The 24,281-nt window shown below is 63.8% G+C and carries 23 protein-coding genes; 14 read left to right on the plus strand and 9 right to left on the minus strand.

What is annotated here, in order from left to right; all coding sequences use genetic code 11:
- Window positions 1-121 precede the first annotated feature (121 nt).
- The 8 genes from NMG80_RS23865 to NMG80_RS23900 all read right to left on the minus strand — a co-directional run bounded on the left by NMG80_RS23865 (window position 122) and on the right by NMG80_RS23900 (window position 9,217).
- The gene (locus NMG80_RS23865) at window positions 122-1,909 is read right to left on the minus strand and encodes a cache domain-containing protein (protein WP_254020374.1); all 1,788 of its coding nucleotides are present in this window, start codon (window positions 1,907-1,909) and stop codon (window positions 122-124) included.
- Between the two features lie 7 nt (window positions 1,910-1,916).
- Window positions 1,917-2,915 carry an ABC transporter substrate-binding protein gene (locus NMG80_RS23870; RefSeq protein ID WP_254020375.1) on the minus strand — a complete coding sequence of 333 codons (999 nt, stop codon included), beginning with the start codon at window positions 2,913-2,915 and terminating at the stop codon, window positions 1,917-1,919.
- A 341-nt stretch (window positions 2,916-3,256) separates the two neighbouring features.
- Window positions 3,257-4,684 carry an NADP-dependent phosphogluconate dehydrogenase gene (gene gnd, locus NMG80_RS23875; protein WP_254020376.1) on the minus strand — a complete coding sequence of 476 codons (1,428 nt, stop codon included), beginning with the start codon at window positions 4,682-4,684 and terminating at the stop codon, window positions 3,257-3,259.
- A gap of 153 nt (window positions 4,685-4,837) precedes the next feature.
- Window positions 4,838-6,460, minus strand: a complete 1,623-nt coding sequence (locus tag NMG80_RS23880; protein ID WP_254020377.1) for a copper resistance CopC/CopD family protein — start codon at window positions 6,458-6,460, stop codon at window positions 4,838-4,840.
- A 56-nt stretch (window positions 6,461-6,516) separates the two neighbouring features.
- Window positions 6,517-7,035 (minus strand): YcnI family copper-binding membrane protein, encoded by a 519-nt coding sequence (locus NMG80_RS23885; protein WP_254020378.1) that lies wholly within the window; start codon window positions 7,033-7,035, stop codon window positions 6,517-6,519.
- A gap of 55 nt (window positions 7,036-7,090) precedes the next feature.
- Window positions 7,091-7,630 (minus strand): copper chaperone PCu(A)C, encoded by a 540-nt coding sequence (locus tag NMG80_RS23890; RefSeq protein ID WP_254020379.1) that lies wholly within the window; start codon window positions 7,628-7,630, stop codon window positions 7,091-7,093.
- 104 nt (window positions 7,631-7,734) lie between these two features.
- On the minus strand, window positions 7,735-8,091 hold the full coding sequence (locus NMG80_RS23895) for a hypothetical protein (RefSeq protein ID WP_254020380.1): 357 nt from the start codon (window positions 8,089-8,091) through the stop codon (window positions 7,735-7,737).
- Between the two features lie 232 nt (window positions 8,092-8,323).
- A complete protein-coding gene (locus NMG80_RS23900) occupies window positions 8,324-9,217 on the minus strand; it encodes a GntR family transcriptional regulator (RefSeq protein ID WP_254020381.1) in 894 nt (297 codons plus the stop codon).
- Window positions 9,218-9,486: 269 nt separating this feature from the next.
- Here NMG80_RS23900 and NMG80_RS23905 point away from each other — a divergent pair, with 269 nt between their 5' ends.
- The 6 genes from NMG80_RS23905 to NMG80_RS23930 all read left to right on the plus strand — a co-directional run bounded on the left by NMG80_RS23905 (window position 9,487) and on the right by NMG80_RS23930 (window position 16,970).
- Window positions 9,487-10,992, plus strand: a complete 1,506-nt coding sequence (locus NMG80_RS23905; RefSeq protein WP_254020382.1) for a UxaA family hydrolase — start codon at window positions 9,487-9,489, stop codon at window positions 10,990-10,992.
- A gap of 58 nt (window positions 10,993-11,050) precedes the next feature.
- Window positions 11,051-12,049, plus strand: coding sequence for an aldo/keto reductase (locus NMG80_RS23910; RefSeq protein WP_254020383.1), 999 nt, complete (start codon window positions 11,051-11,053; stop codon window positions 12,047-12,049).
- A gap of 232 nt (window positions 12,050-12,281) precedes the next feature.
- The gene (locus NMG80_RS23915; protein ID WP_254020384.1) at window positions 12,282-13,277 is read left to right on the plus strand and encodes an ABC transporter substrate-binding protein; all 996 of its coding nucleotides are present in this window, start codon (window positions 12,282-12,284) and stop codon (window positions 13,275-13,277) included.
- A 91-nt stretch (window positions 13,278-13,368) separates the two neighbouring features.
- Window positions 13,369-14,922 (plus strand): sugar ABC transporter ATP-binding protein, encoded by a 1,554-nt coding sequence (locus NMG80_RS23920; RefSeq protein ID WP_254020385.1) that lies wholly within the window; start codon window positions 13,369-13,371, stop codon window positions 14,920-14,922.
- The gene (locus tag NMG80_RS23925) at window positions 14,919-15,884 is read left to right on the plus strand and encodes an ABC transporter permease (RefSeq protein ID WP_254020386.1); all 966 of its coding nucleotides are present in this window, start codon (window positions 14,919-14,921) and stop codon (window positions 15,882-15,884) included. The genes NMG80_RS23920 and NMG80_RS23925 overlap by 4 nt, the downstream gene beginning before the upstream one ends.
- 69 nt (window positions 15,885-15,953) lie before the next feature.
- Window positions 15,954-16,970: a zinc-binding alcohol dehydrogenase family protein gene (locus tag NMG80_RS23930; RefSeq protein WP_254020387.1), complete on the plus strand. Its 1,017-nt coding sequence runs from the start codon at window positions 15,954-15,956 to the stop codon at window positions 16,968-16,970.
- 10 nt (window positions 16,971-16,980) lie between these two features.
- On the opposite strand, the gene phnF is transcribed toward NMG80_RS23930, so the two are convergent.
- Entirely contained in the window at window positions 16,981-17,730 is a 750-nt protein-coding gene (phnF, locus tag NMG80_RS23935; protein ID WP_254020388.1) for a phosphonate metabolism transcriptional regulator PhnF, read from the minus strand.
- A gap of 123 nt (window positions 17,731-17,853) precedes the next feature.
- Between phnF and phnG the strand changes: the two genes are divergently transcribed.
- From phnG to phnC, 8 genes are all read left to right on the plus strand, one after another.
- Window positions 17,854-18,315 (plus strand): phosphonate C-P lyase system protein PhnG, encoded by a 462-nt coding sequence (gene phnG, locus NMG80_RS23940; RefSeq protein WP_254020389.1) that lies wholly within the window; start codon window positions 17,854-17,856, stop codon window positions 18,313-18,315.
- Window positions 18,315-18,926, plus strand: coding sequence for a phosphonate C-P lyase system protein PhnH (gene phnH / locus NMG80_RS23945; protein WP_254020390.1), 612 nt, complete (start codon window positions 18,315-18,317; stop codon window positions 18,924-18,926). Before phnG ends, phnH begins: the two co-directional genes overlap by 1 nt.
- Before the next feature lies 1 nt (window position 18,927).
- Window positions 18,928-20,037, plus strand: coding sequence for a carbon-phosphorus lyase complex subunit (locus tag NMG80_RS23950; RefSeq protein WP_254020391.1), 1,110 nt, complete (start codon window positions 18,928-18,930; stop codon window positions 20,035-20,037).
- Window positions 20,034-20,939, plus strand: a complete 906-nt coding sequence (locus NMG80_RS23955; protein WP_254020392.1) for an alpha-D-ribose 1-methylphosphonate 5-phosphate C-P-lyase PhnJ — start codon at window positions 20,034-20,036, stop codon at window positions 20,937-20,939. The genes NMG80_RS23950 and NMG80_RS23955 overlap by 4 nt, the downstream gene beginning before the upstream one ends.
- Complete coding sequence (phnK, locus tag NMG80_RS23960) at window positions 20,936-21,712, plus strand: phosphonate C-P lyase system protein PhnK (RefSeq protein WP_254020393.1); 777 nt, start codon at window positions 20,936-20,938, stop codon at window positions 21,710-21,712. Before NMG80_RS23955 ends, phnK begins: the two co-directional genes overlap by 4 nt.
- A 2-nt stretch (window positions 21,713-21,714) precedes the next feature.
- Complete coding sequence (gene phnL / locus NMG80_RS23965) at window positions 21,715-22,422, plus strand: phosphonate C-P lyase system protein PhnL (protein WP_254020394.1); 708 nt, start codon at window positions 21,715-21,717, stop codon at window positions 22,420-22,422.
- Window positions 22,419-23,036, plus strand: coding sequence for a DapH/DapD/GlmU-related protein (locus tag NMG80_RS23970; protein ID WP_254020395.1), 618 nt, complete (start codon window positions 22,419-22,421; stop codon window positions 23,034-23,036). Before phnL ends, NMG80_RS23970 begins: the two co-directional genes overlap by 4 nt.
- A gap of 295 nt (window positions 23,037-23,331) precedes the next feature.
- Window positions 23,332-24,189, plus strand: a complete 858-nt coding sequence (phnC, locus tag NMG80_RS23975) for a phosphonate ABC transporter ATP-binding protein (RefSeq protein WP_254020396.1) — start codon at window positions 23,332-23,334, stop codon at window positions 24,187-24,189.
- Window positions 24,190-24,281: the final 92 nt, after the last annotated feature.

Here is a 24,281-nt window from a genome sequence, read left to right on the forward strand (position 1 = left end):
GGCCCGCATCGAAAAACCTTCACCCTAGCTGCCGTCCAATCGCACGATCTCGATGGTCCGGTTTAGGGTGACGAGCTGCCATTCGCTCCAGCCGCGTGCCCAAGATCGGTTTTCAGCCGACCTAGCTTCTCGCGCTGATTTCATTCGCATCAGGAGCGAAATCTGACTTCATGCTTCGCGTTGCAACATCATATACGGGTACTTGCTCGTCGAAGCCCTTGAGGGGACGCATGCCAAGCGCGGCTACCGGAATCTTCCCACCCACCGCCCGCGCCACGGAATGATCGATAAGGATTTGCCGATCATCAGCCGACGAACACAGTCTAGACGCCAAGTTTACGACATTGCCGATCGCGGTGTAGTCAACGCGGGCTTCATAGCCAATTCGACCGACCGTTGCCCATCCCATCGCGAGCCCTATGCCGAAACCGACTGCATGGCCCCGCAGACGCCACGCGGCGATCAGGCGCTGAACGGCGTCCTGCATGTCGATTGCCATCTCGACTGCGCGAAGCGCCGGCTCCGCGCACGGCACAGGGGCGTTGACAAGCACCATCAACCCGTCCGCCGAGAAGTTGGTCAGCGTCGCCTCGTAGCGTGTGATGATCGCGCCGAGAGCCTCGTAGTAGTCGCGCAACACCTGCATGACGTCATCGGGTTCGGCGTGGGCCGAGAACGCGGTAAAGCCGCGTAAATCGCAGAAAACAGCGACCACTTCCGCCCGCTGGCCTGCGAGCACGCTCTCGTCACCGGACTTTTCCACAAGTTCCGCGACCTGCGGTGCGAGAAAGCGTTTCAGCCGCGCAATCCGCTCCGAACGATCCCGCGATATGGCGAGTTCCTGCGCCATCTGATTGAACCGGACCGCCAGCCGTTCAAGTTCATCTCCGGTGGCGATGTCGATCCGGTGATCGAACTGTCCGGCCCCGATTTTTTCGGTGCCCTCCTCCAGCAGGCGGATCGGGCCGGTCATGCGCCTGGCAAGCCAGTAGGCGAGCGCCGCCGCTAAGGCGATTGCCGCAAGCAACAGGCCGCCAGTCCGCCACAAAGAAGCATAGAGCGGTGCAAACGCCTCTGCCTGCGGCTGCTCGACGAACACAGTCCAGCCAACACTGGGGATCGATGCCATCGCAGTCACGACGCGTTCATCCTCGGCGTTGCGGGCCGTCGTCGCCTCGCCACCTGCCGTGGCGATCTCGTCCCGCAATCTGAGCAGGGCCGCCGCCGTGTTCTCGTCGGTGCCCCGCAACACCTTGCTGATGTCTGGGTGAGCGATGATCCGGCCGGTCTGGTCGAGAACAAATGCGTGGCCGCTGCGCCCCACACGAATTTCCGAAATGACTACCCAAATGAGCTTCAGGTTGATCTCGACGACGACGACGACGGAACTCAGTCCCCACAGTGCCATGGTCATGAACGGTTCGGAGCCATCGCGATAGGTGACCGGGCCATACCATATGCCCGTCGACCGGGCTCCCACTACGGCAGGATCACCTGAGCGATCCAATCCTCCTTCAACCCTGTTCAGGCCAATGCGGGAGACGTGCAGCCGCTCCACGCCGGTACGGTCGATAAGACTTACGCTGACGATTGCAGGGGCGCGGCGCATCGCCTGCAGGGCCTCGAGCCGATGCTGTCCCCGGTTGTCGGCGGTCAAGGTCCTTTGGACCGTCCAGCGGAGCTGATCCCTGATGCCGTCGAGAAAGCTCTGCATCCTGCCGGCTGCCGATCTGGTCTCGACCCGCAAGAGAGCACTGAGCATGGCACGCTGGTCGCGATAGCCGAACCAGGCGTCGCTGATGCCGCTGGCAGCTATCGGGACAATGACGGCGGCGAACAACGCGATGAAGTATTTCCGAAACAGTGATCGGCGCACGGGAGCGGCTTCGCGATGGATCGAATCCCGCACATCATCCTCATTCGATGACTTCGTCAGCCATGAGCAATACGGTCTGCGGCAGATCGATGCCCAGGGCATTGGCCGTTTTCAGATTGATTGACAGCTCGAACTTCGTTGGCTGCTCGATCGGCAGGTCGCCTGCCTCGGAGCCCTTCAAAATGCGGTCGACATAGAAGGCGAGCCGATGTCCCATTCCGCTATAGTCCGCCGAATAGGCCATCAGGCAGCCGGCTTCGGTGAACCATGGCCCCCAGGCCATGGTCGGCAGGCGATGCTCGATCGCTAGGGCGGCAATTTGCGGCGACAGCGAGGACAGCATGAGGTCGGGCAGCACGAAGACCGCCTGCGCGCCCGCGGCCTCCATGCGCGAGAATGCAGCATCGAGTTCGTCCGGATCGCTGACCTGCTGGACGTTCAAGGCAACTCCGAGCTGGTGGGCCGCACTCTTTGCGTCCTCCTCGAAGGGCAGATAGTTGACCACCGGGTTCGCCAGCACGCCGACTGTGGTCAGCTCTGGTATTGCCTCCATCAAAAGCTCCATCCGTTTGGCGGCGAGTTCGGTGGCGTAGTAGCTGACACCGGTGAGATTGCCGCCCGGCTTTGCGAGGCTGCTCGCCAGACCCGCCGCGACCGGATTACCGCTTATGATGGTCACGATCGGAATCACATCGGTCGCTTCGTGGGCAGCATGCGCCGCCGGCTGCGACGTCGTGACGATCACGTCGACCGGGAGTTGCACCAGGTCTGCCGCCGCTGTAGCCAAGCCACTGTCGTGCTTGCTCGCGCTTCGGCACTCGAAGCTGAGTTCGCTCAGCGTGTGGCCGAGTTCGCGAAGCCCTCGCATAAACGATCCGAATTCACTAGACTCGCCCGTATACGGCATGTCGCAAGGCCACCAGGCGATAAGCCCGATCCGTGGCATCTGAGCTGGCGACTGCTGCGCAGCCGCAACGGCGGGAAAGCTCATCGCCAGCGCGCCGGCGAGATTGAGGTAGTGTCGTCGTTTCGGTTTCATCCGGGCACCCTCGACCCCCGGCACATAGTGGGTGGGATCGTGAGATGGCTAAGCGCAACCCGAAGAAGCGGCGCACAAATGAGCCGGACTTTTCAGGTCCGGCAAACATAACCGATACTGCCGCGGATTGGTATGGGTAAGGACGTTCTGCGCCCTCTCAGGCGGCTTGGGATCAGTTTGCCTTGTAGCGCGTCCCCGGGGAACGACCACTTGATCTACAACTGCCATTCGCTGTTGTCCCCTCGAACGCTGCTGTTGGCGCATACGACCTCCAGCGTGATCGCCGGCAAGATCTGCTTCCAGGAAGCTGCGAAGCCGATCTCTACGGCTGAGATTGGGCGCTAACCTGCCGCCCCGCTCCCCCACGGGCCATGGAATGCGCCCGGCCCGTCGATGCGTTCGAAGCCGTGCGCGCCGAAGAAATCGCGTTGCGCCTGGATCAGGTTCGAGGTGCCGCGGCCCTGGCGGTAGCTGTCGAAATAGGCCAGCGCCGACGACAGCGCCGGCACAGGCGAGCCGGCCTCCGACGCCCTTGCCACGATCCGCCGCAGCGACGGATGCGCCTCCTGCATCATCGCGATGAAAGCCGGTGCCATCAAAAGATTGGTGGCCGCCCCGCCGGTGCCGAAGGCTTCCGCCATCGTGTCCAGCAATTGCGAGCGGATGATGCAGCCGGCCCGCCAGATCTTGGCGATGGTCGGCATCGGCAGGTTCCAGTTGAATTCCTTCGATGCGCCGCCCATCACCGCGAAGCCTTGCGCATAGGCAGCGATCTTGCCGGCGAACAGCGCCAGTTCGAGATCGTCGAGAAGCGCGTCCTTGTCTCCGGAAATGGTGGTCACGCTGCCTTTGCCATAGGCCTTTTCGGCGGCCAGGCGCTCGTCCTTGATCGACGACAGGACGCGCGCCGCCACCGCGGCCTCGATCGCGGTGGCCGGAATGCCGAGCTGCTGCGCCTCGATGACCGACCATTTGCCGGTGCCCTTCTGGCCGGCGCGGTCGAGGATGATATCGACCACCGGCTTGCCTGTCTTCGGATCATCGGCGGCCAGCACCTTGGCGGTGATCTCGATCAGATAGGAGTTGAGCCGGCCCTTGTTCCAGCCGGCAAACACCTGTGCGATCTGCTTCGGCCCCATACCGAGCCCGTCGCGCAAAATGCCGTAGATCTCGGCGATCATCTGCATGTCGGCATATTCGATGCCGTTATGGATGGTCTTGACGAAATGCCCGGCGCCATCGGTGCCAAGCCATGCCGCACAGGGCTCATCCCTGAACTTGGCCGAAATGGCGGTCAGCACCTTTTCGACGCGTTTCCAGGACTGTTCCGTGCCGCCGACCATGATCGACGGTCCATGGCGCGCGCCCTCCTCGCCGCCGGACACGCCCATGCCGATGAAGGTGAGACCCGAATCGGAAAGCTCGGAGAAGCGCCGCATCGTGTCGCGGAAATTGGCGTTCCCGGCATCGATGACGATGTCATTGGCTGACAGTACGCCGCGCAGCGCCGCGATCTGCTCGTCGACCGGCTTGCCGGCCAGCACCATGATGATGATCGGCCGCGGCGGCCGGATTGCGGCGGCGAGTTCCTCCAGGCTGTAGCAGGGCACGACCATATCCCTGAGCCCCCCTGCATTCTCGACAAAGGCGTCGGTGCGTGCCGCGGTGCGGTTGAAAACGGCTATGCGGTGCCCCTTTTCGGCGATGTTGAGCGCCAGGTTGGAGCCCATCGTGCCAAGGCCGATCAGGCCGATTTCGGCTTTTTCCATGGTTTCTTCCCTGCCTTCGGATCTTTTGTTGAGGCGGCGATTTGTGGCGACGCCAATTCTTGTCGGGATGCCATTCTTTGCCGCGATGTTTGACGAGCCTTCAGCGCGGCGTCAACCGCCTCGCCGAATTGTGTTTCGCAGACTGCCGGCTGGTCACCTGATATCGATCGGCGCCTCTATCTTCACGATCTCGAAATCCGAGACGAGAATATCGAGCCGGGCCGTCCAGCGGCCAGGGAGCGGGACGACGAGATCGTCGACGCGCCAGGTGCCGTCGCCGCGCTTTGTCGCCGCGCGCTTGATCGGCTCGATGCCGGAGTCGGGTTTTGACAGCATCAGCGTCACTTGTTCCGCGTCGAGCGGGCCGAAATCGCCTGTCATGATGACGATCGAGGCGGCAACCGGCCCAACATGGCCGGGCGTAATGCTGAGGTCGGCCATCGCCTTCGGCGTGTGGATATGCACCGACGCCGGCTGCGCTGCTGCGATCGCCAGGGCGCGTGGCGGCGGCGTGAAGCGCCAGCCGGCGGCAACGCCGAAGATCGCCAGAACGATCAGCATCTCAATGCCGATCGAGCGGACCAGCCTCCTCTGTGCTTCCGTCTCTCCCGCTTCGGCCGGGCCGGTGAGTTTCCAGCGGTTGGTGGCGGCAAGCGTGAACAGAAAGAACAGCAGTGCCAGCTTGACCAGCAGCAGCCGGCCATAGGCGGTCTCAAGCAAAGCTGCGGGCGCCTGCACCTGGATGACAGCCAGCACGAAGCCGGTGGCAGCAAGCACGGCCACGACAGGCAGTATCCCCTGGGAAAACCGGCGCAGGAAAGGCTCTGCCTCGACCGGCTTCCGCCTCATGGCAAGGCCGAGCGGTGCCAGCGCCCCGGCCCAGAAGGCAATGCCGACGCCGTGCAGAAACACTATCGGCCCTGTCAGCCATTGCGGTTCGGCAGCACTTGCATGTCCGCTGGCGGCGAGGGCGGCGCCGACACCGGCCAAGCCGGCAGCGGCAAACAGTTTTGCGCCGCCGCGCGGTCCGACCAGCGACAGCAGGCCAAACCCGAGCGCCACCAGTGCGACCAGCACCGTCCGGCCGAAGCTGGTGGCGAGCCCGGCCTGCCAGACGTCCGGCTGCGCCAGCCGGACGAGCGGTGCACGGAGCGCGTCCAGTCCTTGGAAGCCGAGCGACAGGGGCGCCGCGACAAGGCCACACAGGATTGCAGCGATGACGAAGCGCTGGCCGGAACGCCCGCCGTTCGCCAGCCAGGCGATGGCAAAGGCGCCGCCGACGCCGAGAAACAGGCCGACATAGAGAAAGACCTTGCCGATCCAGATTGCCGACCTCAGACCCCTGTCGACAGCTTCGGAGACGGCCGGCGCCGCACTCGGCGCGCCGATGGAAAACAGCACCGAGCCGCCGACCGGATGGCCATCGGCGGAGATCACCCGCCAGCTCAGCACATGCGTGCCGGATCCGAGCCTTTGCGGATTGTCGATGTCGAGCGTCTGGCCGTTGAGCCGAAAGGACGTCAGCGGAACCGGCGTTCCATCAGGCCGCACCAAGGCCAGCACCAGCGGTGACACCGGCTCGCTGAAGGTCAGCGAGAACTGCGCCGGGCTCTGCGCCAGCACGGCGCCGTCCGTCGGCTCGGTTGTGACCAGCGCCGCGTGGGCGAAGGCCTGACCTGGCGCGGCAATGGCGGCAAATAGCACGATCGCAGCCAGCAGGCAGATCGCAAATCGGCCGGCTGTGCAGACCGTTCGCAGCAGGGATGCAGCACTCATGTCACGGCCACAAAAATAGCGGCGCGCTCTTTCGAACAAAGCGCGCCGCCAAATAATCACTTCTTCGGCAGCAGCTTGAGGCCAGGCGCCGGATATTCCAGAGCATCCTCATTTTGGCCGGCCGCTGGAATCTCGATCCAGCGTTCGGCGGCGCCGTCGCATTCCTGCACCACCGGGAAATAGAGGATTTGGCCGGCCGGCAGATCCGCCGCCAGTGTGCCGCGGAAGACGAATTCGTCGTAGAACTCGTCCGGCAGGCTGCCGCCGCTCCAGTCGATTTGCTTGGCACCTGATGTCACCGCCTGGCCGTGGAGCTGGTAGGACTTTTCGTATCTGCCTTGCTTGGCCTGCAGCGTCCAGCCCGGCTTCGGCATCGGCTTTACCGAAATCACCCCTTCTGGGATCTGCACGCGCACGGCGGTCGTCGCCTTGCCCTCGCAGCCATGCGGCACGCGCAGGATCGCCTTATAGGTCGAGCCGACAGGCGCTTCCTGGGTTTCGAGCGTGACATGGGCGAAAGCTGCACCCGTCCCGAAGACGAGAAACGCGCAGGCCGACAAAAGATACTTGTTCATGATGGTCTCTCTGATTTCCATAATGATGCTTCTGGTTACGAAGCTTTTGGCCGGATCAATTGGCATGGTCGTGCATGCCGCCCATTTCGCCCATGCCCTCGACGGCGAACTCGACGATCACCGTGCCGGCCTTCTCGAAGGTCAGCGTCGCGGGAAATGTCTCGCCTTGCTTGGGCTGCTGCTTCAGCCCGACGAACATCAGATGATAGCCGCCGGCCGCCAGCGCGACCTTGCCAGCGGCCGGGATTTCGAGGCCGCCGCTGACCGGCCGCATGGTCATGACGCCGTCCTTGACGCCCATCTCATGCAGTTCGGTCTTGGCCGAAATTTCCGAGGAGATCGACAGCAGCCGGTCCGGCGAACTGCCGGTGTTGGTGACGGTAAAATAGCCGCCGGCCACTTTGGCGCCAGGTGGCGTGGCGCGCGACCAGGGATGCACGATCTCGAGGTCGCCAACCCTGAACTCATGCGCGAAAACGGCCTGGGCGCTGACGAACAGCAGGGCAAGGAGGAGTACGGTGACGCCGAGTCGCTCCTCGAAGCTGCGCAGGAAGCGGCTGTTGCGGCCGAACCGCGCGCGGAAAAAGTGAGACATGATAGCTCCAGGAACTGAGAAATCGCGCCGTCGGCCGGTCGCGAACAGTTTCGATGTTGAACGAATGCGCCCGCGAAAAATTCCGCAAGGCGAACTGGAACGGATCAGGCCGTCACCGGCGGCGCGCGCGGATTCGACGGAGAGCGGTCGCGGGCAAAGTCGAGATGCCTGAACGCCGGCAGCCCAAACGCGACGGTTTCGACGGAAAAATTGCCGGACACAGTGGCGGCAGCGGGCGGCGGCGCGTAGACAGCCGAGGCCATGCCGCAGCCAGACATGCAGCAAGGCGCCATGTGCTGATGGTGCGGATCGCTGCCGGGAAGCTGGGCGGCGCCCTCATGGGTGCAGATGACGTTGCCGAAGGCGTCGTGTTGCGAAGCATCCGGCCCGATGCCGAAGGCGAATGCGCCAAGCACCGACTGGAGCACGAGCAAATAGGCGGCGGCGAATGCCGCCGGCATGCTCCATCGTCTCCGCCGGATGTTCAAAGGCCTGCCTCCTCACGCAGCAACGGCAAGATATCTAGCACGCGGCCGGCGGTCGGAAAATCGCCAAATTACCACTGCGGCAACGCGGCGCTCTAATGCATGTCGCGCAAAAGTGTGCAGCGGTCTTGCGATAACGACATGCATAAAACAACTACGTAAAGCGCGTCGCATGAGGCCGGTCAAACGCGACGCGCTTTTAAGCTCGCTACGGTTGCTGGCCTTCTGGAATCGACGTCAGCAGCGTGTGCCGCGCGGACTTCAGATGCTTGCGGCAGGCGGCGTCGACCTTGCCGAGATCGCGCGATTTGAGCGCCGCTATATAGGCCAGGTGTTCCGTGACCGCCACTTCGTTGCGCTCGCGCTCCTGCGCCTTGTTCCACTGATAGTGGTAGTGGAAGATCATGGCGATAACGTCGTAGAAATCGACGATGAAGCGATTGTGCGATGCGCGGTGGATCAGCCGGTGAAAGCGCTCGTCGAGCTCCGAGAATTCGTTGAAGCGCGTGGCGATCTCGCGCGCCAGCCGGCGATGCTCGTCCTCCAGCAGGTCGAGGTCAGCCCACACCGGGCTGTCTTCCGGCAGGGCGGCGAAGGCGGCGGCCGAGCGCAGTTCGAACATCTCGCGGATTTCGGTCAATTCCAGCGCGAAAGCGCGGGTAAAACCTTTCAGCACCCAATGGCTGTTGCGGCGCTTCTCGATCAGCCCGAAGCGGGAAAAGCGGATCAGGAACTCGCGCACGCTGGTGGTGCCAACGCCGATCTCGCGCGCCAGCTCGAGTTCGTTGATCTGCATGCCGGGCTCGGCACCGCCGGCAAGCAGCCGACGCATGAAGGAGCGCTCGATGATCTGCGACAGCGTGTCGGTTTCTTCTTCGGGAAAAAAGTCGTCCGGCCGCGGCACGCGCAAGACCGTCTTGCTGCGCTTGTTCCAAGCGATCAGCCCCGTCTCTTCCATGCGCGCAAGGATGGTGCGGATGGTCGTGCGGCTGACGCCAAGCAGGGCGCCAAGCTCGGGCTCCGACGGCAGGCTTTTCGTTTCGTCGAGCAGCCGCAAACCGCGATTGTAGGCGTCTTTGTAGACGTTGTTGCTCTTCGACATCCCCTGCCCCGTTGCGCGCCGGCGCTTGCGGCGGCCGGCTTGAAGCGCGTTATGCAGATGCTCCTAGCGCAGGCTCCCAAGAAGCAGAATCGCTTTTCGGAAGTCAGGCCTGCTTCCAGTGTCCGGTCCTCTGCGCTTCCACAAGAACGCGCGGCTTCGTGATGAAAAAACATTTGACGCAAAACTGTTTTTTCACGATAAAAGACATTAACTGTTAACAGGCGCGTGTCAATCGCTTGCCGATCCCAGGAACACCCAGGAAACTGCCCGTGAACGCCGCAAACAGCATTCTTCTGTCCCCCGCCGACAATGTCGCGGTCGCCAACGGCCGCATCGAGATCGGCGCGCTGCTGCCGGGCGGCGCCGTTGCCACGGCGCTGATCGAACCCGGCCACAAGGTGGCGATCAAGCCGATTGCCGCCGGCGAGGCCGTGGTCAAATACGCCCAGGCGATCGGACGCGCCACTGAAGCCATTGCGCCCGGCGAGCATGTCCATTCGCACAATCTGGTCTTCGAGTCCGGGCGTTTGCCGGTGGTGCCGCCGAGCGAAGCCGTGCACGCGACCGAGGCCGACCGCAGCCGCACCTTCATGGGCTACCGTCGCGCCGACGGCCGTGCCGGCACGCGCAACTTCATCGGCATTCTCGCCAGCGTCAATTGCTCGGCCACCGTTTGCCACGCCATCGCCGACGAGGCGAACCGCACGCTTCTGCCCGGATATCCCGGCATCGATGGCTTTGTTCCCATCGTCCACGGCCAGGGCTGCGGCATGAGCGCCACCGGCGACGGCATGATGGTGCTGCACCGCACGCTCGCCGGCTATGCCCGCCACCCGAATTTCGGCGGTGTGCTGATGGTCGGTCTCGGCTGCGAGGTCAATCAGCTCACCCTCTATGGCCAGAAGGGCGTCGCCGCGGGAAAACGCCATTTCAACATCCAGGAAGCCGGCGGCTCGCGCAAATCTGTCGAGAAGGCGTTGGTCGTGCTGGCCGAGATCGCCGAGGAGGTCGGCAAGCTTGAGCGTGAGCCGATTCCGGTCAGCGAGATCGTCGTCGGCCTGCAATGCGGCGGCTCCGACGGCATGTCCGGCATCACTGCCAATCCGGCGCTGGGCGCCGCCGTCGACATCCTTGCCGGCGTCGGCGGCATCGGCATCCTCTCCGAGACGACGGAAATCTACGGCGCCGAGCATCTGCTCGCCTATCGCGCGGCGACCCCGGAGATCGCCGCCAAGCTCGACGGCTATGTAAAATGGTGGGAAGACCATGTTGCCAAGCATGGCGCCTCCATCGACAACAATCCGTCGCCCGGCAACAAGCGCGGCGGCCTGACCACTATTTTGGAGAAGTCGCTTGGCGCGGTCGCCAAGGGCGGCCAGACACCGCTCAACGGCGTCTTCGGCTATGCCGAGAAGGTCACCGGGCACGGGCTGGTGTTCATGGACACGCCCGGCTACGACCCGGTCTCCGCCACCGGCCAGGTGGCGGGCGGCGCCAACGTCATCGTCTTCACCACCGGCCGCGGTTCCTGCTTCGGCTGCCGGCCGACGCCGTCGATCAAGGTCGCCAGCAACTCGACCATGTACCACACCATGGAAGAGGACATGGACGTGAATTGCGGCGTCATCGCCTCGGGCGAAAAGACCATCGCCGGCATGGGCCGTGAGATTTTCGAGCTGATCGTCGAGACGGCTTCCGGCCGCAAGACCAAGAGCGAGGAGTTCGGCTACGGCGACAACGAGTTCGTGCCCTGGCACCTCGGCGCGACCCTCTAGACCAGCCATTAGCTGACTCAAGACGACGGGCCGGCAAATGGCCGGTGGGAGGCTTTGCATGAAGAAACGCCGTGTCGGCAGCACCGCGCTGGAAATAACCGAAGTCAGCTTCGGCGGCGCGGCGATCGGCGGCCTCTACCGAGCCTGCCCGCGCGAGGCGGCGATGCAGACGCTGCAGGTCGCCTGGGATGCCGGCCTGCGCTATTTCGATACGGCGCCCTTCTACGGCTTCGGCCTTTCGGAACGCCGCTTCGGCGATTTCCTGCGCGACAAGCCGCGCGACTCCTACGTGCTGTCGACCAAGGTCGGGCGCCTGTTGCGGCCGGTGCCGGAAGACCAGATTCCGGACCATTCCTATGCCGAACCGCTGCCCTTTGCGGTCGACTACGACTATTCCTACGACGGCATCATGCGCTCGGTCGAGTTCAGCTATGCGCGGCTTGGCCTCAATCGAATAGACATCCTGTTCGTCCACGACATCGGCGTCTACACGCACGGCCTCGAGAAAACCAAGCTGCATTTCCGCCAGTTTATGGATGGCGGGCTGAAGGCGCTGGAGGAGTTGAAGTCGTCCAGGGTCATTTCCGCCTACGGCCTTGGCGTCAACGAGGTTCAGATCTGCCTTGATGTGCTGCGCCAGGCGCCGCTCGACTGCATCCTGCTGGCCAGCCGCTACTCACTGCTCGACCGCACCGCCGAAGCCGAGTTGCTGCCGCTTTGCCGGCAACGGCAGACCTCGCTGATCATCGGCGGCGTCTTCAATTCCGGCATCCTGGCAACGGGCCCGGTGCCGGGCGCCCATTTCGACTACCTGCCGGCCACCGAGGACATTCTCGACCGCGTCGGGGCGATGGGAAAAATCGCCGCCGAGGGCGGCTACCCGCTTGCAGCGGCGGCATTCCAGTTCCCGCTGCACGAGCCTGCGGTAGCGTCCGTACTGACGGGTACGGCCAAGCCCACCAACCTGACGCGCAACCTCGAACTGCTCGGCATCCAGGTGCCGGAAACCGACTTCGCCAAGTATGATCCCTACACGATCGTTCAGCAGCTCGGCTGATGCACTTCCAAACTGTCAGGCTGGAGGCATTTGAACGTGGCAATGAGGATCGGTAGGACCCTTTCTTCCGGTCGAGCCCATACGGAAAGCGGTACGAAACACCGCTTGCGTCGACCGCACCGATAGACTATCAAAATGCGGAAATGTTTTTTATTGATAAAGTTCTGTTTGGGCAGCGCCTAGCCGAATGGAGTTTCGAAACGTTCACCGGGCGATTTAGGGAGGAAACCTAATGAAATTCGTGACCAGCATTCTCAACCGCCGCGCCTTCGTGGCGCTCGCTGCCGCTTCGATGCTTGCCGGCGTGATGCATTCGGCGCCGGCTTCGGCGGCGGACGTGACCATTCCGATCATCGTCAAGGACACCACCTCTTTCTACTGGCAGATCGTCCTGGCCGGCGCCCGCAAGGCCGGCAAGGACCTCGGCGTCAACGTGCCGGAGCTCGGCGCCCAGGCGGAGACCGACGTCAACGGCCAGATCTCGATCCTCGAGAACGCCGTCGCCGGCAACCCGGCTGCCGTGGTCATCGCACCGACCGAAGCCAAGGCGCTCGGCAAGCCGATCGACGAGGCAGCCACCAACGTCAAGATCATCGGCATCGACTCCGGCGCCGACTCCAAGGCCTTCACCTCGTTCCTGACCACCGACAATATCCAGGGCGGTCGCGTCGCCGCCGACGGCCTGGCGGCCGCGATCGGCGAGGCCAACGGCGGCAAGATCGAGGGCGACGTCGCCCTGATCACCGCACTTCCGGGTGCCGGTTCGCTCGAACAGCGCGCTCAGGGCTTCAAGGAGCAGCTTGCCGCCAAATATCCCGGCCTCAAGCTTGTCGCCGACAAATACGCCGACGGCCAGGCCACCACCGGCCTCAACATCGCGACCGACCTGATCACCGCCAATCCGAACCTCAAGGGCATCTTCGCCTCCAACCTGATCATGGCGCAGGGCGTCGGTCAGGCGATCGCCGAGAACAGCCTGGCCGGCAAGGTGGGGTTGGTCGGCTTCGACAGCGACGAGAAGCTGATCAAGTTCCTCAACGACGGCGTCATTTCGGCTCTCGTCGTCCAGGATCCGTACCGGATGGGCTATGACGGCATCAAGACGGCGCTCGCCGCCTCGAAAGGCGAGAAGGTCGAGGCCAATGTCGACACCGGCGCCAACCTCGTCACCAAGGCCAATATGAAGGACCCGAAGATCGACGCGCTGCTCAATCCGAAGCTCGACTGAGCATCGACGTAGGTGCACCGTTTCCGGGGCTTTTTGTCCCGGAAACGACCTATACTCGTGCCACTCGTGAGGCCAGTCTGGGAGGATTGTCATGACGTCGACGGCGCAGGAACTGCATCCGGCCCCAACGCTGGAACCGGGCAGGACGATCCTCGAACTCAAGGGCTTGGAGAAGCGATATCCCGGCACGCACGCGCTGAAGCCGACTAACCTCGCCTTCAAGGCCAGCGAAATCCACGCCATTGTCGGCGAGAACGGTGCCGGCAAATCCACCCTGATCAAGCTTTTGACCGGCGTCATGCCGCGCACCTCCGGCGACGTCATCTGGGAGGGCACGCCGGCAGCGCTGGCGACGCCGCATGAGGCGATGGCGCTCGGCATCAATGCCGTGCATCAGGAGGTCGTCCTGTGCCGCCATCTCACTGTCGCGGCCAACATGTTCCTCGGCGAGGAGGCTTCCCGCTTCGGCATCCTGCAGCAACGGGCCATGGTCAGGGAAGCGCAGAAGATCATCGACGATCTCGGCTTCGATCTTCCGGCGCATGTCGTGCTCGGTGACCTGACCATAGGCCAGCAGCAGCTGATCGCCGCCGCCCGCGCCACCGTGCGCGGCACCAAGTTCCTGATCTTCGACGAACCGACTGCCTATCTCACCCGCAAGGAAGCCGACCAGCTGTTCACGCTGATCCGCCGGCTGAAGGGCGAAGGCGTCACCATCATCTACATCAGCCACCGCATGGAAGAGGTGTTCGAGCTCGCCGACCGCGTCTCGGTGCTGCGCGACGGGACGCTGGTCGGCACCAGGAACATCGCCGAGACCAACGACGCCGAGCTGGTCAAGATGATGATCAACCGCTCGATCGAGCAAGTCTATCACAAGGAGCATTTTACCCCGGGCGCGACGCTCCTCGAAGCCCGAAATCTTTCCGGCAAGGGCTTTGAAAATGTCTCGATGACGGTCCGTGCCGGCGAAATCGTCGGGCTCTACGGCCTGATCGGTGCCGGGCGCAGCGAGTTCGTCACCGCGCTCTACGGCCGTCATCGCAAGTCGGCCGGCCAGATCCTCTGGGAGGGCAAGGCGGTTCAGGTCAACTCCGAGCATGACGCTATCAGGCTCGGCATGGCGCTGGCGCCGGAAAGCCGCCGCGACCAGGGGCTCTGCCTCAACCTGCCGGTCGGCCTCAATCTCAATCTGCCGATCTACAAGCGCATCTCCAGCAATCTGCTGATCTCCAGCGCACAGGAGAAGACCGAGGCGGATCGCCAGATCGCCAATCTCAGGATCAAGACGCCGACGCGCAAAGCCCTCGCCTCCAGCCTGTCCGGCGGCAACCAGCAGAAGATCGTCATCGGCAAGTGGCTGGCGCACGGCGCCAAGCTGTTCATCTTCGACGAGCCGACCGTTGGCGTCGATGTCGGCACCAAGGCCGAGATCTACCGCCTGTTCAGTGCGCTTTTGTCCAATGGCGCCGGCATCATCCTGATCTCGTCCTATCTGCCCGAGGTCTATGAACTGGCCGACACGCTGCATGTGTTCCGGCGTGGCAAACTGGTGGCCACTCATGGTTTCCACACTGCCGACCATGAGGAGATCCTCACCCAGGCGCTGGCCGAGAAACAAGAAAAACCGGGAGGACAGATATGAGCACCGAGGCGATCTCGGCCGAAAGGCCGAAACGCAACTACAACGCGCTGTTCGGGCTAACGCTGCTGGCGCTGCTGGTTCTTTTGTGGATCATCCTGTCGGTGGCGACGCCGAGCTTCGCTTCCGCCAACAACATCTCGAACCTGCTGCGGCAAGGTTCGATGATCGCCATCCTGGCAGTCGGCCAGACCTTCGTCATCATCACCGGCGGCATCGACCTTTCCGTCGGCGCCGTCGTCGGCTTCGCCACCGTCATCGTGGCGATGCTGATCAATGCCGGCGTGCCGATTTTCCTCGCCATTCTGATCACCTTGCTGGTCGGCGTCGCCATCGGCATGTTCCATGGCTTCGGCATCGTCAAGATGGGCCTGCCGCCCTTTATCATCACCCTGGCGACACTGACCTCGCTGCGCGGCATCGGCCTTTTGATGACCAATGGCAACTCGATCTCGATCAACAACGATGCCTTCCAGCTTTTTTCGCGCAGTTCCTTCCTCGGCATCCCCAATCTGTTCTGGATGGTGATCCTCGTCGGCATCCCCGCCTACATCTTCCTTCATCACAGCCGTTGGGGCCGCTATCTGTTCTCGGTCGGCTCCAATGCCGAGGCGTCGCGTCTGTCCGGTGTCAACGTCCAGCGCACTATCTACATGGCCTATACGCTGTCGGGCCTCTGTGCGGCTTTTGTCGGCGTGCTGCTTGCCTCGCGCATCGGCATCGGCAATCCAACGCAGGCCGAGGGCTGGGAGTTGCAGGCGATCGCCTCGTCGGTGATCGGCGGCACCTCGCTGTTCGGCGCCGTCGGCTCGGTGCACGGGCCGCTTCTCGGCGCCTTCATCCTCGCCACCATCAACAACGGCGCCAATCTCTTGAACGTCAATGCCTTCTGGCAGCGCATCATTACCGGCGTGCTGATCATCGTCATCGTCTATTTCGACGGCCTGCGCCGCCGCGGCAAGTAGACCATCTTAACAACCGCCGGCCCGGCGCTAGCGGGGGCCGGCGGTGCCATGAACCGACTGGATCAAAGCATGAAAGCCGTCGTCTGCCGTTCGCCCGGTGAGCTTGTTCTGGAGGACCGCCCGGCGCTAGGCACTCCGCCCTCTGGCTGGGCACTGGTCGCGGTCAGCCATGTCGGCATCTGCGGCACCGACTATCACATCTTCGAGGGCAAGCATCCGTTCCTCGCCTATCCCCGCATCATGGGCCACGAGGTTTCAGGCACCGTGATCGAGGCTGGCGAAGGCGTCGATCTGGCCGTCGGCGACCCGGTGATCATCAACCCCTATCTCGCTTGCGGCAAATGCATCGCCTGCCGCCAGGGCAAGCCGAATTGCTGCGTCAGGATCGAGGTGCTCGGCGTCCACCGCGACGGCGCCATGTGCGAACGGATCCTGGTGCCGGCGCAAAATCTCTATCCGGCAAACGGCCTGTCGCTGGCCGATGCCGCCGCCGTCGAATTCCTCGCGATCGGGGCGCATGCCGTGCGCCGCTCGCTGGCTGATCCCGGCGCGCGCACGCTGGTCATCGGCGCCGGGCCGATCGGCCTCGGCACGGCGCTGTTTGCCCGTATCGCCGGACTCGACGTGACGCTGCTCGACATGAGTGCTGAGAGGCTGGGTTTTGCCGCAAGCGAACTCGGCTTCGCCACTCTCGACGGGTCGCGGGCAGCGGCGGCCGACCTGGTGCGCGAGGCGACCGGCGGCGAAGGTTTTGACGTGATTTTCGATGCCACCGGCAACACCCAGTCCGTCCAGTCGGCTTTCGCCCATGTCGCGCATGGCGGGACGCTGGTCCTGGTCAGCGTCGTCAAGGACGACATCGTCTTTTCCGATCCCGAATTCCACAAGCGCGAGATGACGCTGATCGGCAGCCGCAACGCGCTGCGCGCCGACTTCGACCATGTCGCCGCTTCGATCCGCGATGGTGCTGTGCCGCTGGCAAAGCTCGTCACCCATCGCACGACGCTTGGCGACACGCCGCGCGACCTCGCCCGCTGGGCGCATGAGAAATCCGGCCTGATCAAAGCCGTCATCCAGGTCGGATGAACGCCAGACCTTAAAGCGCCGATATCTTGAGCTCGACCCGCTCGGCCGGAAAGCGCGTTTCGGCGAACTGGATCGGCTGGCCGTCCGGCGTAACGTTGACGGCGACCGTGACCAGCACGATGGCGCCGGGCTGCAGATCGAGATCGGCAAGGTCGGCGGCGTCCGCGTGGCGGGCCGACAGCACCGTCGATTGCCTGAGATAGTCATCGATGCCGAAACGCTTAAGCGAGGCGGTCACCGATCCGGTTTCGGCCATGGCGGCATCGATGCCGGCGAAGCGTCCCGCGTCGAACCAGCCGGTGGCACGCGAGACCGGTTGCCCATCGGCTTCGCCGCGTGTCTCGAGGCGTATTACAGTCGAACCCTTGGCAAGCCCCAGCCCTTCGGCGACCCGCCGGCTGGCCGGCTCGACCGCCGATTCGAGCAGCACGCTGCGACGCTCCGACGCCTGGCCCTGCAGGCCCTCCGAAAAACGGGTGCGGGCGCCGATCGGATAGGACAGCCGCTTGCGCGACTGCACGAAAGTGCCGCGCCCCTGTTCGGCCCTGAGCACGCCGTCCTGCACCAGTGCGGCGATGGCGCTGCGCACCGTATGGCGGTTGACCCCATAGCGCTCGGCCAATGCAACTTCCGGTGGCAGCGCAGCATTCTCGGCAAAGTCGCCGGCGGCGATCGAATGCAGGATCTGGTCGGCGATCTGCCGCCACAGCGAGACGCCGCTGCGCCGCTCCAAGCTGCTGGCCATCTGCTGACCGATCATCTCTTTGCCCCGATCTTTTTGTCCCTGTCATCCATCCGTCATGGACACGCATTAGAAAATAGCTATAATTTGTATAATTGTCTATATCAATAGACAAATTTTCGTTGCAAGGGAATGTTAACCATGCGAGGACAGGAAGCGCGCGATCAGGCTGAGCGCAAGGCCGTCATGGCGACGCTGGCGCAATCGACCGGCGACGATATCGTCCGCCTTTGGAAAGAAGCCGGCCTGCCTTCGGAAGCAGAACTCCTGCGCGGCCCCGAAACCGGCCTGGTCACCGTGCGTGGCCGTATCGGCGGCGGCGGCGCGCCGTTCAATGTCGGCGAGGCGACGGTCACCCGCGCGACGGTGCGGCTTGCCTCGGGAGAAGTCGGCCACTGCTACGCGCTGGGCCGTGACAAGCAGAAGGCAAAACTGGCGGCGATCGCCGACGCGCTCTGGCAGGATCCCACCCGCCGCAACGAGGTCGAGACCAAGCTCATTGCGCCGCTGCAGGCCGCGCTGGCCAGGGCACGCGAGCGGCGGCGCGCCGAGACGGCGGCGACGAAGGTCGATTTCTTCACCATGGTACGCGGAGAAGACTGATGGACATCGCAACCCAAGCGATCGAGGGCGGTTTTGCCGATCCGGTGTTCGACGCCCAGACGGTGTTTCGCGCCGTGATGGACGCGATGGCGCGGCCGGGCACCCTGCAGCCTCTGCCGGTCTTTGCCCGCCCGCCGGCGCCGCTGTCGGCCACCGCAGGCGCCATCGCGCTGGCGCTGTGCGACAACGACACGCCGCTCTGGCTCGACCTCGTTTTGCAGCCCCCGGCAGCGATAAAATCCTGGCTTGGCTTCCACACCGGCGCGCCACTGGCCAACACGCCAGCCGATGCGCATTTCGCGCTGATCGCCACGCCGGCCGAGATGATGGCGCTCGACGGCTTTTCACAAGGCACCCAGGACTATCCCGACCGCTCGACGACGCTGATCCTGCAGGTGAGCGATCTCGTCTCAGGCGCCCCTCTGCTGCTTGAAGGTCCTGGCATCGAAACAACCGCGACAATCGCGCCGGCGCAGATGCCGCGCCACTTCGTCGAACAATGGAAGCAGAACAATCAGCGTTTTCCGCGTGGTGTCGACATTATCCTCGCCACCCCGGAAGGCGTTGCCTGCCTGCCGCGCACGACGCGCATCAAGACGATGGAGGCGTGATATGTATGTCGCAGTAAAAGGCGGTGAAGCGGCCATTGCCAACGCCCACGCCCTGCTCGCCGACCGCCGCCGCGGCGACCGTTCGGTGCCGGCGCTTCGCCTTGACCAGATCGTCGAGCAGCTGGCGCTCGGCGTCGACCGGGTGATGAGCGAAGGTTCGCTCTACGACCGTGAATTGGCGGCGCTGGCCATCGTTCAGGCGCGCGGCGACATGATCGAGGCGATCTTCCTGGTCCGCGCCTATCGCACCACGCTGCCGCGCTTCGGCTACACCAAGGCGATCGACACCGGAGCGATGCTGGTCGAGCGGCGCGTGTCGGCGACCTACAAAGATCTTCCCGGCGGCCAGCTGCTCGGCCCGACTTTCGACTACACCCACCGGCTGCTCGATCCCGAGCTTGCCGCGGGCGGGGACGTCGCCGAGCCGCTGCAGCGGGCCAGCGAGGCGGAAGCCATGCCGCGCGTCTCCGCCATCCTCGCCCGCGAAGGCCTGATCGAGCCTGATGGCGACATGCCGCAGGACCATATCCCGGGCGACATCACCCGCGAGCCGCTGGAATTTCCGATGGCGCGCGACATCCGCCTGCAGGCGCTGTCACGCGGCGACGAGGGTTTTTTGCTGGCGCTCGGCTACTCCACCCAGCGCGGCTATGCCCGCAACCATCCCTTCGTCGGCGAGGTTCGCATCGGCGAGGTCGAGCTGGAACTCGACGTGCCGGAGCTGCCATTCGCAGTACCGCTCGGCTCCGTGCGTGTCACCGAGTGCCAAATGGTCAACCAGTTCAAGGGCTCAGCCAAGGCGCCGCAATTCACCCGCGGCTACGGCCTCGTCTTCGGCCAGAGCGAGCGCAAGGCGATGGCCATGGCGCTCTGCGACCGCGCTCTTCGTGCAACCGAATTCGGCGAAGACGTCGTCGCCGCAGCCCAGGACGAGGAGTTCGTCATCTCGCATTCCGACAACGTCCAGGCGACGGGGTTCGTCGAGCACCTGAAGCTGCCGCACTATGTCGACTTCCAAGCCGAGCTCGATCTGGTGCGCCGCATGCGGGCCGAGCACGACGCCCGCGAGAACGCCGGCAGGGCCGAAGAAAAAAGGGAGGCCGCGGAATGACCGCACAACCGACCGACATCGCTACCTATAACTTCGCCTATCTCGACGAGCAGACCAAGCGGATGATCCGCCGGGCGATCCTCAAGGGCATCGCCATTCCCGGCTACCAAGTGCCATTCGCCTCACGCGAAATGCCGATGCCCTATGGCTGGGGCACCGGCGGCGTCCAGGTCACCGCCTCGATCATCGGCCCAGACGATGTGCTGAAGGTCATCGACCAGGGCGCCGACGACACCACCAACGCCGTCTCGATCCGCGCTTTTTTCAAGAAGGTCGCCAATGTCGCCGTCACCACCGAGACGGCGAAGGCAACCATCATCCAGACCCGCCACCGTATTCCCGAACATCCGCTGACAGCAGGCCAGGTGCTGGTCTATCAGGTGCCGATTCCCGAGCCGCTGCGCTTCCTCGAGCCGCGCGAGACAGAAACGCGCAAGATGCATGCGCTGGAGGAATACGGCCTCATGCACGTGAAGCTCTACGAAGACATCGCCCGGCACGGCCGCATCGCCACCACCTACGCCTATCCGGTCAAGGTCGAGGGTCGCTATGTGATGGACCCGTCGCCGACGCCGAAATTCGATAACCCGAAAATGCACCGTTCGCCGGCTCTGCAGCTGTTCGGCGCCGGCCGCGAAAAGCGCATCTATGCGCTGCCGCCTTTCACCGATGTGGTCAGCCTCGACTTCGAGGACCATCCGTTCGAGGTGCAGACCTTCGACCAGCCCTGCGCGCTGTGCGCGGCCGAGAACGTCTATCTCGACGAGGTCATCCTCGACGACCATGGTGGCTACATGTTCGTCTGCTCCGATACCGACCATTGCGAGAAGCGGCGCGAGCAAGGCCATCGCGGCCACCTTGCGCCCGAGAGCCCCCTGGAAAAAACGGAGCCGGCGCAATGAGTGACGAGCCGTTGCTGCGCGTTTCCGCGCTGTCCAAGTTCTACGGTTCGCGCGTTGGTTGCGAGAACGTGACCTTCGATCTGTGGCCGGGCGAGGTGCTAGCGGTGGTCGGCGAATCCGGATCCGGCAAGACGACGCTGCTCAACTGCCTGTCGACCAGATTGCTGCCGAGCTCCGGCACCGCCAGCTACCGCATGCGCGACGGCCAGTTCCGCGAGCTCTACCGCATGAGCGAGGCCGAACGCCGCTTCCTGATGCGCACCGACTGGGGTTTTGTCCACCAGAACCCCGCCGACGGGCTGCGCATGACGGTGTCGGCCGGCGCCAATGTCGGCGAGCGGCTGATGGCGGTCGGCGACCGCCACTACGGAAAAATCCGCGCTACCGCCGTCGACTGGCTGTCGCGCGTCGAGATCGACGAGGACCGTATTGACGACGAGCCGCGGGCCTTTTCCGGCGGCATGCGCCAGCGCCTGCAGATCGCCCGCAACCTCGTCACCGGGCCGCGCCTGGTGTTCATGGACGAGCCGACCGGCGGCCTCGACGTTTCCGTGCAGGCGCGCCTGCTCGACCTGCTGCGCGGCCTGGTCACCGATCTCGGCCTGGCGGCGATCGTCGTCACCCACGACCTTGCGGTGGCGCGTCTGCTGTCGCAACGCATGATGGTGATGAAGGACGGCCGCGTCGTCGAAAGCGGCCTCACCGACCGCGTGCTCGACGACCCGCGCGCGCCCTACACCCAGCTTCTCGTTTCCTCGATACTTCAGGTGTAACCATGGCAACCCCGCTCGTCGTCTCAGATGTCGCCAAGAGCTTCACCATGCATCTGCGCGACGGCATCAAACTGCCTGTCGTCGCCGGCGTGTCGTTCTCGATCAGGAGCGGCGAATGTGCCGTGCTCGGCGGCCCCTCCGGCGCCGGCAAGAGCTCGATCTTGAGGATGCTCTATGGCAACTATGCCGTCGATGCAGGCCAGATCATCGTCCAGCACGAGGACGTGCTCATCGACCTGGCGACGGCCAGCCCACGCACCGTGCTTGCCGTGCGCCGCCTCACGATCGGCTATGTCAGCCAGTTCCTGCGCACAGTGCCGCGCGTCTCGGCGCTGGACGTTGTCGCCGAGCCGCTGGTCGAGCGCGGCGAGGACCGTGAGGTCGCGCGCGGCAAGGCGCGTGCCGTGCTGGCGCAACTCAACCTGCCGGAAAAGCTTTGGATGCTGCCGCCGGCGACCTTTTCCGGCGGCGAGCAGCAGCGCGTCAACATCGCGCGCGGCTTCATCACCGAGCACCCGATCCTGCTGCTCGACGAACCGACGGCTTCGCTCGACGCCAGCAACCGCGATGTGGTGATTGCGCTGATCGCGGCTAAAAAGGCGGCCGGCGTCGCCCTGCTTGGCATCTTCCACGACCAAGACGTGCGTGAGGCAGTGGCCGACCGCGTCATCGACGTGACCGCTTTTGCCGCCGGGAAAATCGCCGCATGACCCGAAAACTGTCGGAAACGCCGCTGGTCCATGAGACGGCGGAAGTCGAGAGCTCGACGCTCGGCCGCTGGACCGAGATCGCCGAACGCAGCCGGGTCTCGGAAAGCACGCTCGGCGACTATTCCTATATGATGCAGGACTGCAGCGCCTGGTGCGCGACGATCGGCAAATTCGCCAACATCGCCGCCAGCGTGCGCATCAACGCCACCAACCATCCGACTTGGCGGCCGACGCTGCACCATTTCACTTATCGCGCCTCTGACTATTGGGACGACGCCGAGCACGAAAGCGAATTCTTTGCCCAGCGCCGCGCCAGGCGCGTCACCATCGGCCACGACACCTGGCTTGGCCACGGCTCGACCATCCTGCCCGGCGTCAGCGTCGGCAATGGTGCGGCGGTCGGCGCCGGCGCCGTAGTATCGAAGGACGTCGCCCCCTACACCATTGTCGGTGGCGTGCCGGCGAAGCCGATCCGCGAACGCTTCGATCACCGCACGGCGGAACGCTATCAGGCACTTGCCTGGTGGGATTGGGACCATGCCCGCCTGCGCGCCGCACTTGATGATTTTCGCGCGCTTTCGGCGGAAGCGTTTCTGGAAAAATACGGCAGCTAGTGAAATGGTGAATGGTCAATAGTGAATGGTGGCTGGGAAGCCGTTCTTATCACTATTCACTATTCACTATTCACTATTCACTATTCACTATTCACTATTCACTATTCACTATTCACTATTCACTATTCACTATTCACTATTCACCATTTCACTTGATCGAACTGCCGCCGCCGGCTCGCCCTTTCCAAGCTGTGGACGGTAACAAAACTGACATCAATCCGACACCGCAGTTTCATGCGGCTGCGCTAGCGAAGGTTAACAGACCTTCGAAACGCGACTGGACTGGAACTTGCCTATGTCAGCAACCTCAGCCACGCTCGAAATCCGCGGCGTCACCCGTCGGTTTGGCAAGAACACCGCCGTCAGCAATGTCGACATCTCGATCCCGCACGGTCAGATGGTCGGCATCATCGGCCGCTCGGGTGCCGGCAAGTCGACGCTTTTGCGCATGATCAACCGCCTCATCGATCCCAGCCAGGGCTCGATTTTCTTTGACGGCGCCGAAGTCTCCAGCCTGCGCGGTTCGCTGCTCAGGCGCTGGCAGCGCGATTGCGCCATGATCTTTCAGCAATTCAACCTGGTGCCGCGCCTTGACGTGCTGACCAACGTGCTGCTCGGCCGACTCAACCACCGCTCGACAATTGTCAATCTGCTCGGTGTCTTCTCCCGCGAGGAACGGGCCGAGGCGATCGCCGCGCTCGAGCGTCTCGACATTGCCCGCACAGCGCTGCAGCCGGCCGGCACCTTGTCCGGCGGCCAGCAGCAGCGCGTCGCGATTGCCCGCGCCATGATGCAGCAGCCGAAGGTCATTCTCGCCGACGAGCCGATCGCCTCGCTCGACCCGCTCAATGCCAAGGTGGTGATGGATTCGCTGCAGGACATCAATCTGCGCGAGGGCCTCACCGTGGTCACCAATCTGCACACGCTGGATACCGCGCGCACCTATTGCAACCGCATCATCGGCATGGCCGCCGGCAAGGTGGTGTTCGACGGCCCGCCCGAAGACCTCAATCGGGAGGCCGTGCGCATGGTCTATGGCGCCAACAGCAATGGCGAAGAAATCTCCGAGGCGATCACTTCGACCAGCGTCGCCATCAAGCAAAAGATCGCCGCATCCGCCGGACCGCTCGAGCCGGCATTTCCCGGCTACTAGCTCCAAGATCCCAGCAAGTGGATACCGGTATACGAGTATACGAAAGCAGACGACGAAAGAGCGCCTGGATCGCCAGTCCGCATCAAGGCCGG

It is taken from the genome of Mesorhizobium escarrei (genome assembly GCF_935825525.1).
Classification (GTDB): domain Bacteria; phylum Pseudomonadota; class Alphaproteobacteria; order Rhizobiales; family Rhizobiaceae; genus Mesorhizobium; species Mesorhizobium escarrei.

Bases quoted from the DNA above. Each gene is read 5' to 3' on its own strand.
- NMG80_RS23870 (WP_254020375.1), bottom strand. From the start codon at position 2,915: ATGAAACCGAAACGACGACACTACCTCAATCTCGCCGGCGCGCTGGCG.
- gnd (WP_254020376.1), bottom strand. From the start codon at position 4,684: ATGGAAAAAGCCGAAATCGGCCTGATCGGCCTTGGCACGATGGGCTCC.
- NMG80_RS23880 (WP_254020377.1), bottom strand. From the start codon at position 6,460: ATGAGTGCTGCATCCCTGCTGCGAACGGTCTGCACAGCCGGCCGATTT.
- NMG80_RS23885 (WP_254020378.1), bottom strand. From the start codon at position 7,035: ATGAACAAGTATCTTTTGTCGGCCTGCGCGTTTCTCGTCTTCGGGACG.
- NMG80_RS23890 (WP_254020379.1), bottom strand. From the start codon at position 7,630: ATGTCTCACTTTTTCCGCGCGCGGTTCGGCCGCAACAGCCGCTTCCTG.
- NMG80_RS23895 (WP_254020380.1), bottom strand. From the start codon at position 8,091: ATGCCGGCGGCATTCGCCGCCGCCTATTTGCTCGTGCTCCAGTCGGTG.
- NMG80_RS23900 (WP_254020381.1), bottom strand. From the start codon at position 9,217: ATGTCGAAGAGCAACAACGTCTACAAAGACGCCTACAATCGCGGTTTG.
- NMG80_RS23910 (WP_254020383.1), top strand. From the start codon at position 11,051: ATGAAGAAACGCCGTGTCGGCAGCACCGCGCTGGAAATAACCGAAGTC.
- NMG80_RS23915 (WP_254020384.1), top strand. From the start codon at position 12,282: ATGAAATTCGTGACCAGCATTCTCAACCGCCGCGCCTTCGTGGCGCTC.
- NMG80_RS23920 (WP_254020385.1), top strand. From the start codon at position 13,369: ATGACGTCGACGGCGCAGGAACTGCATCCGGCCCCAACGCTGGAACCG.
- NMG80_RS23925 (WP_254020386.1), top strand. From the start codon at position 14,919: ATGAGCACCGAGGCGATCTCGGCCGAAAGGCCGAAACGCAACTACAAC.
- NMG80_RS23930 (WP_254020387.1), top strand. From the start codon at position 15,954: ATGAAAGCCGTCGTCTGCCGTTCGCCCGGTGAGCTTGTTCTGGAGGAC.
- phnF (WP_254020388.1), bottom strand. From the start codon at position 17,730: ATGATCGGTCAGCAGATGGCCAGCAGCTTGGAGCGGCGCAGCGGCGTC.
- phnG (WP_254020389.1), top strand. From the start codon at position 17,854: ATGCGAGGACAGGAAGCGCGCGATCAGGCTGAGCGCAAGGCCGTCATG.
- phnH (WP_254020390.1), top strand. From the start codon at position 18,315: ATGGACATCGCAACCCAAGCGATCGAGGGCGGTTTTGCCGATCCGGTG.
- NMG80_RS23950 (WP_254020391.1), top strand. From the start codon at position 18,928: ATGTATGTCGCAGTAAAAGGCGGTGAAGCGGCCATTGCCAACGCCCAC.
- NMG80_RS23955 (WP_254020392.1), top strand. From the start codon at position 20,034: ATGACCGCACAACCGACCGACATCGCTACCTATAACTTCGCCTATCTC.
- phnK (WP_254020393.1), top strand. From the start codon at position 20,936: ATGAGTGACGAGCCGTTGCTGCGCGTTTCCGCGCTGTCCAAGTTCTAC.
- phnL (WP_254020394.1), top strand. From the start codon at position 21,715: ATGGCAACCCCGCTCGTCGTCTCAGATGTCGCCAAGAGCTTCACCATG.
- NMG80_RS23970 (WP_254020395.1), top strand. From the start codon at position 22,419: ATGACCCGAAAACTGTCGGAAACGCCGCTGGTCCATGAGACGGCGGAA.
- phnC (WP_254020396.1), top strand. From the start codon at position 23,332: ATGTCAGCAACCTCAGCCACGCTCGAAATCCGCGGCGTCACCCGTCGG.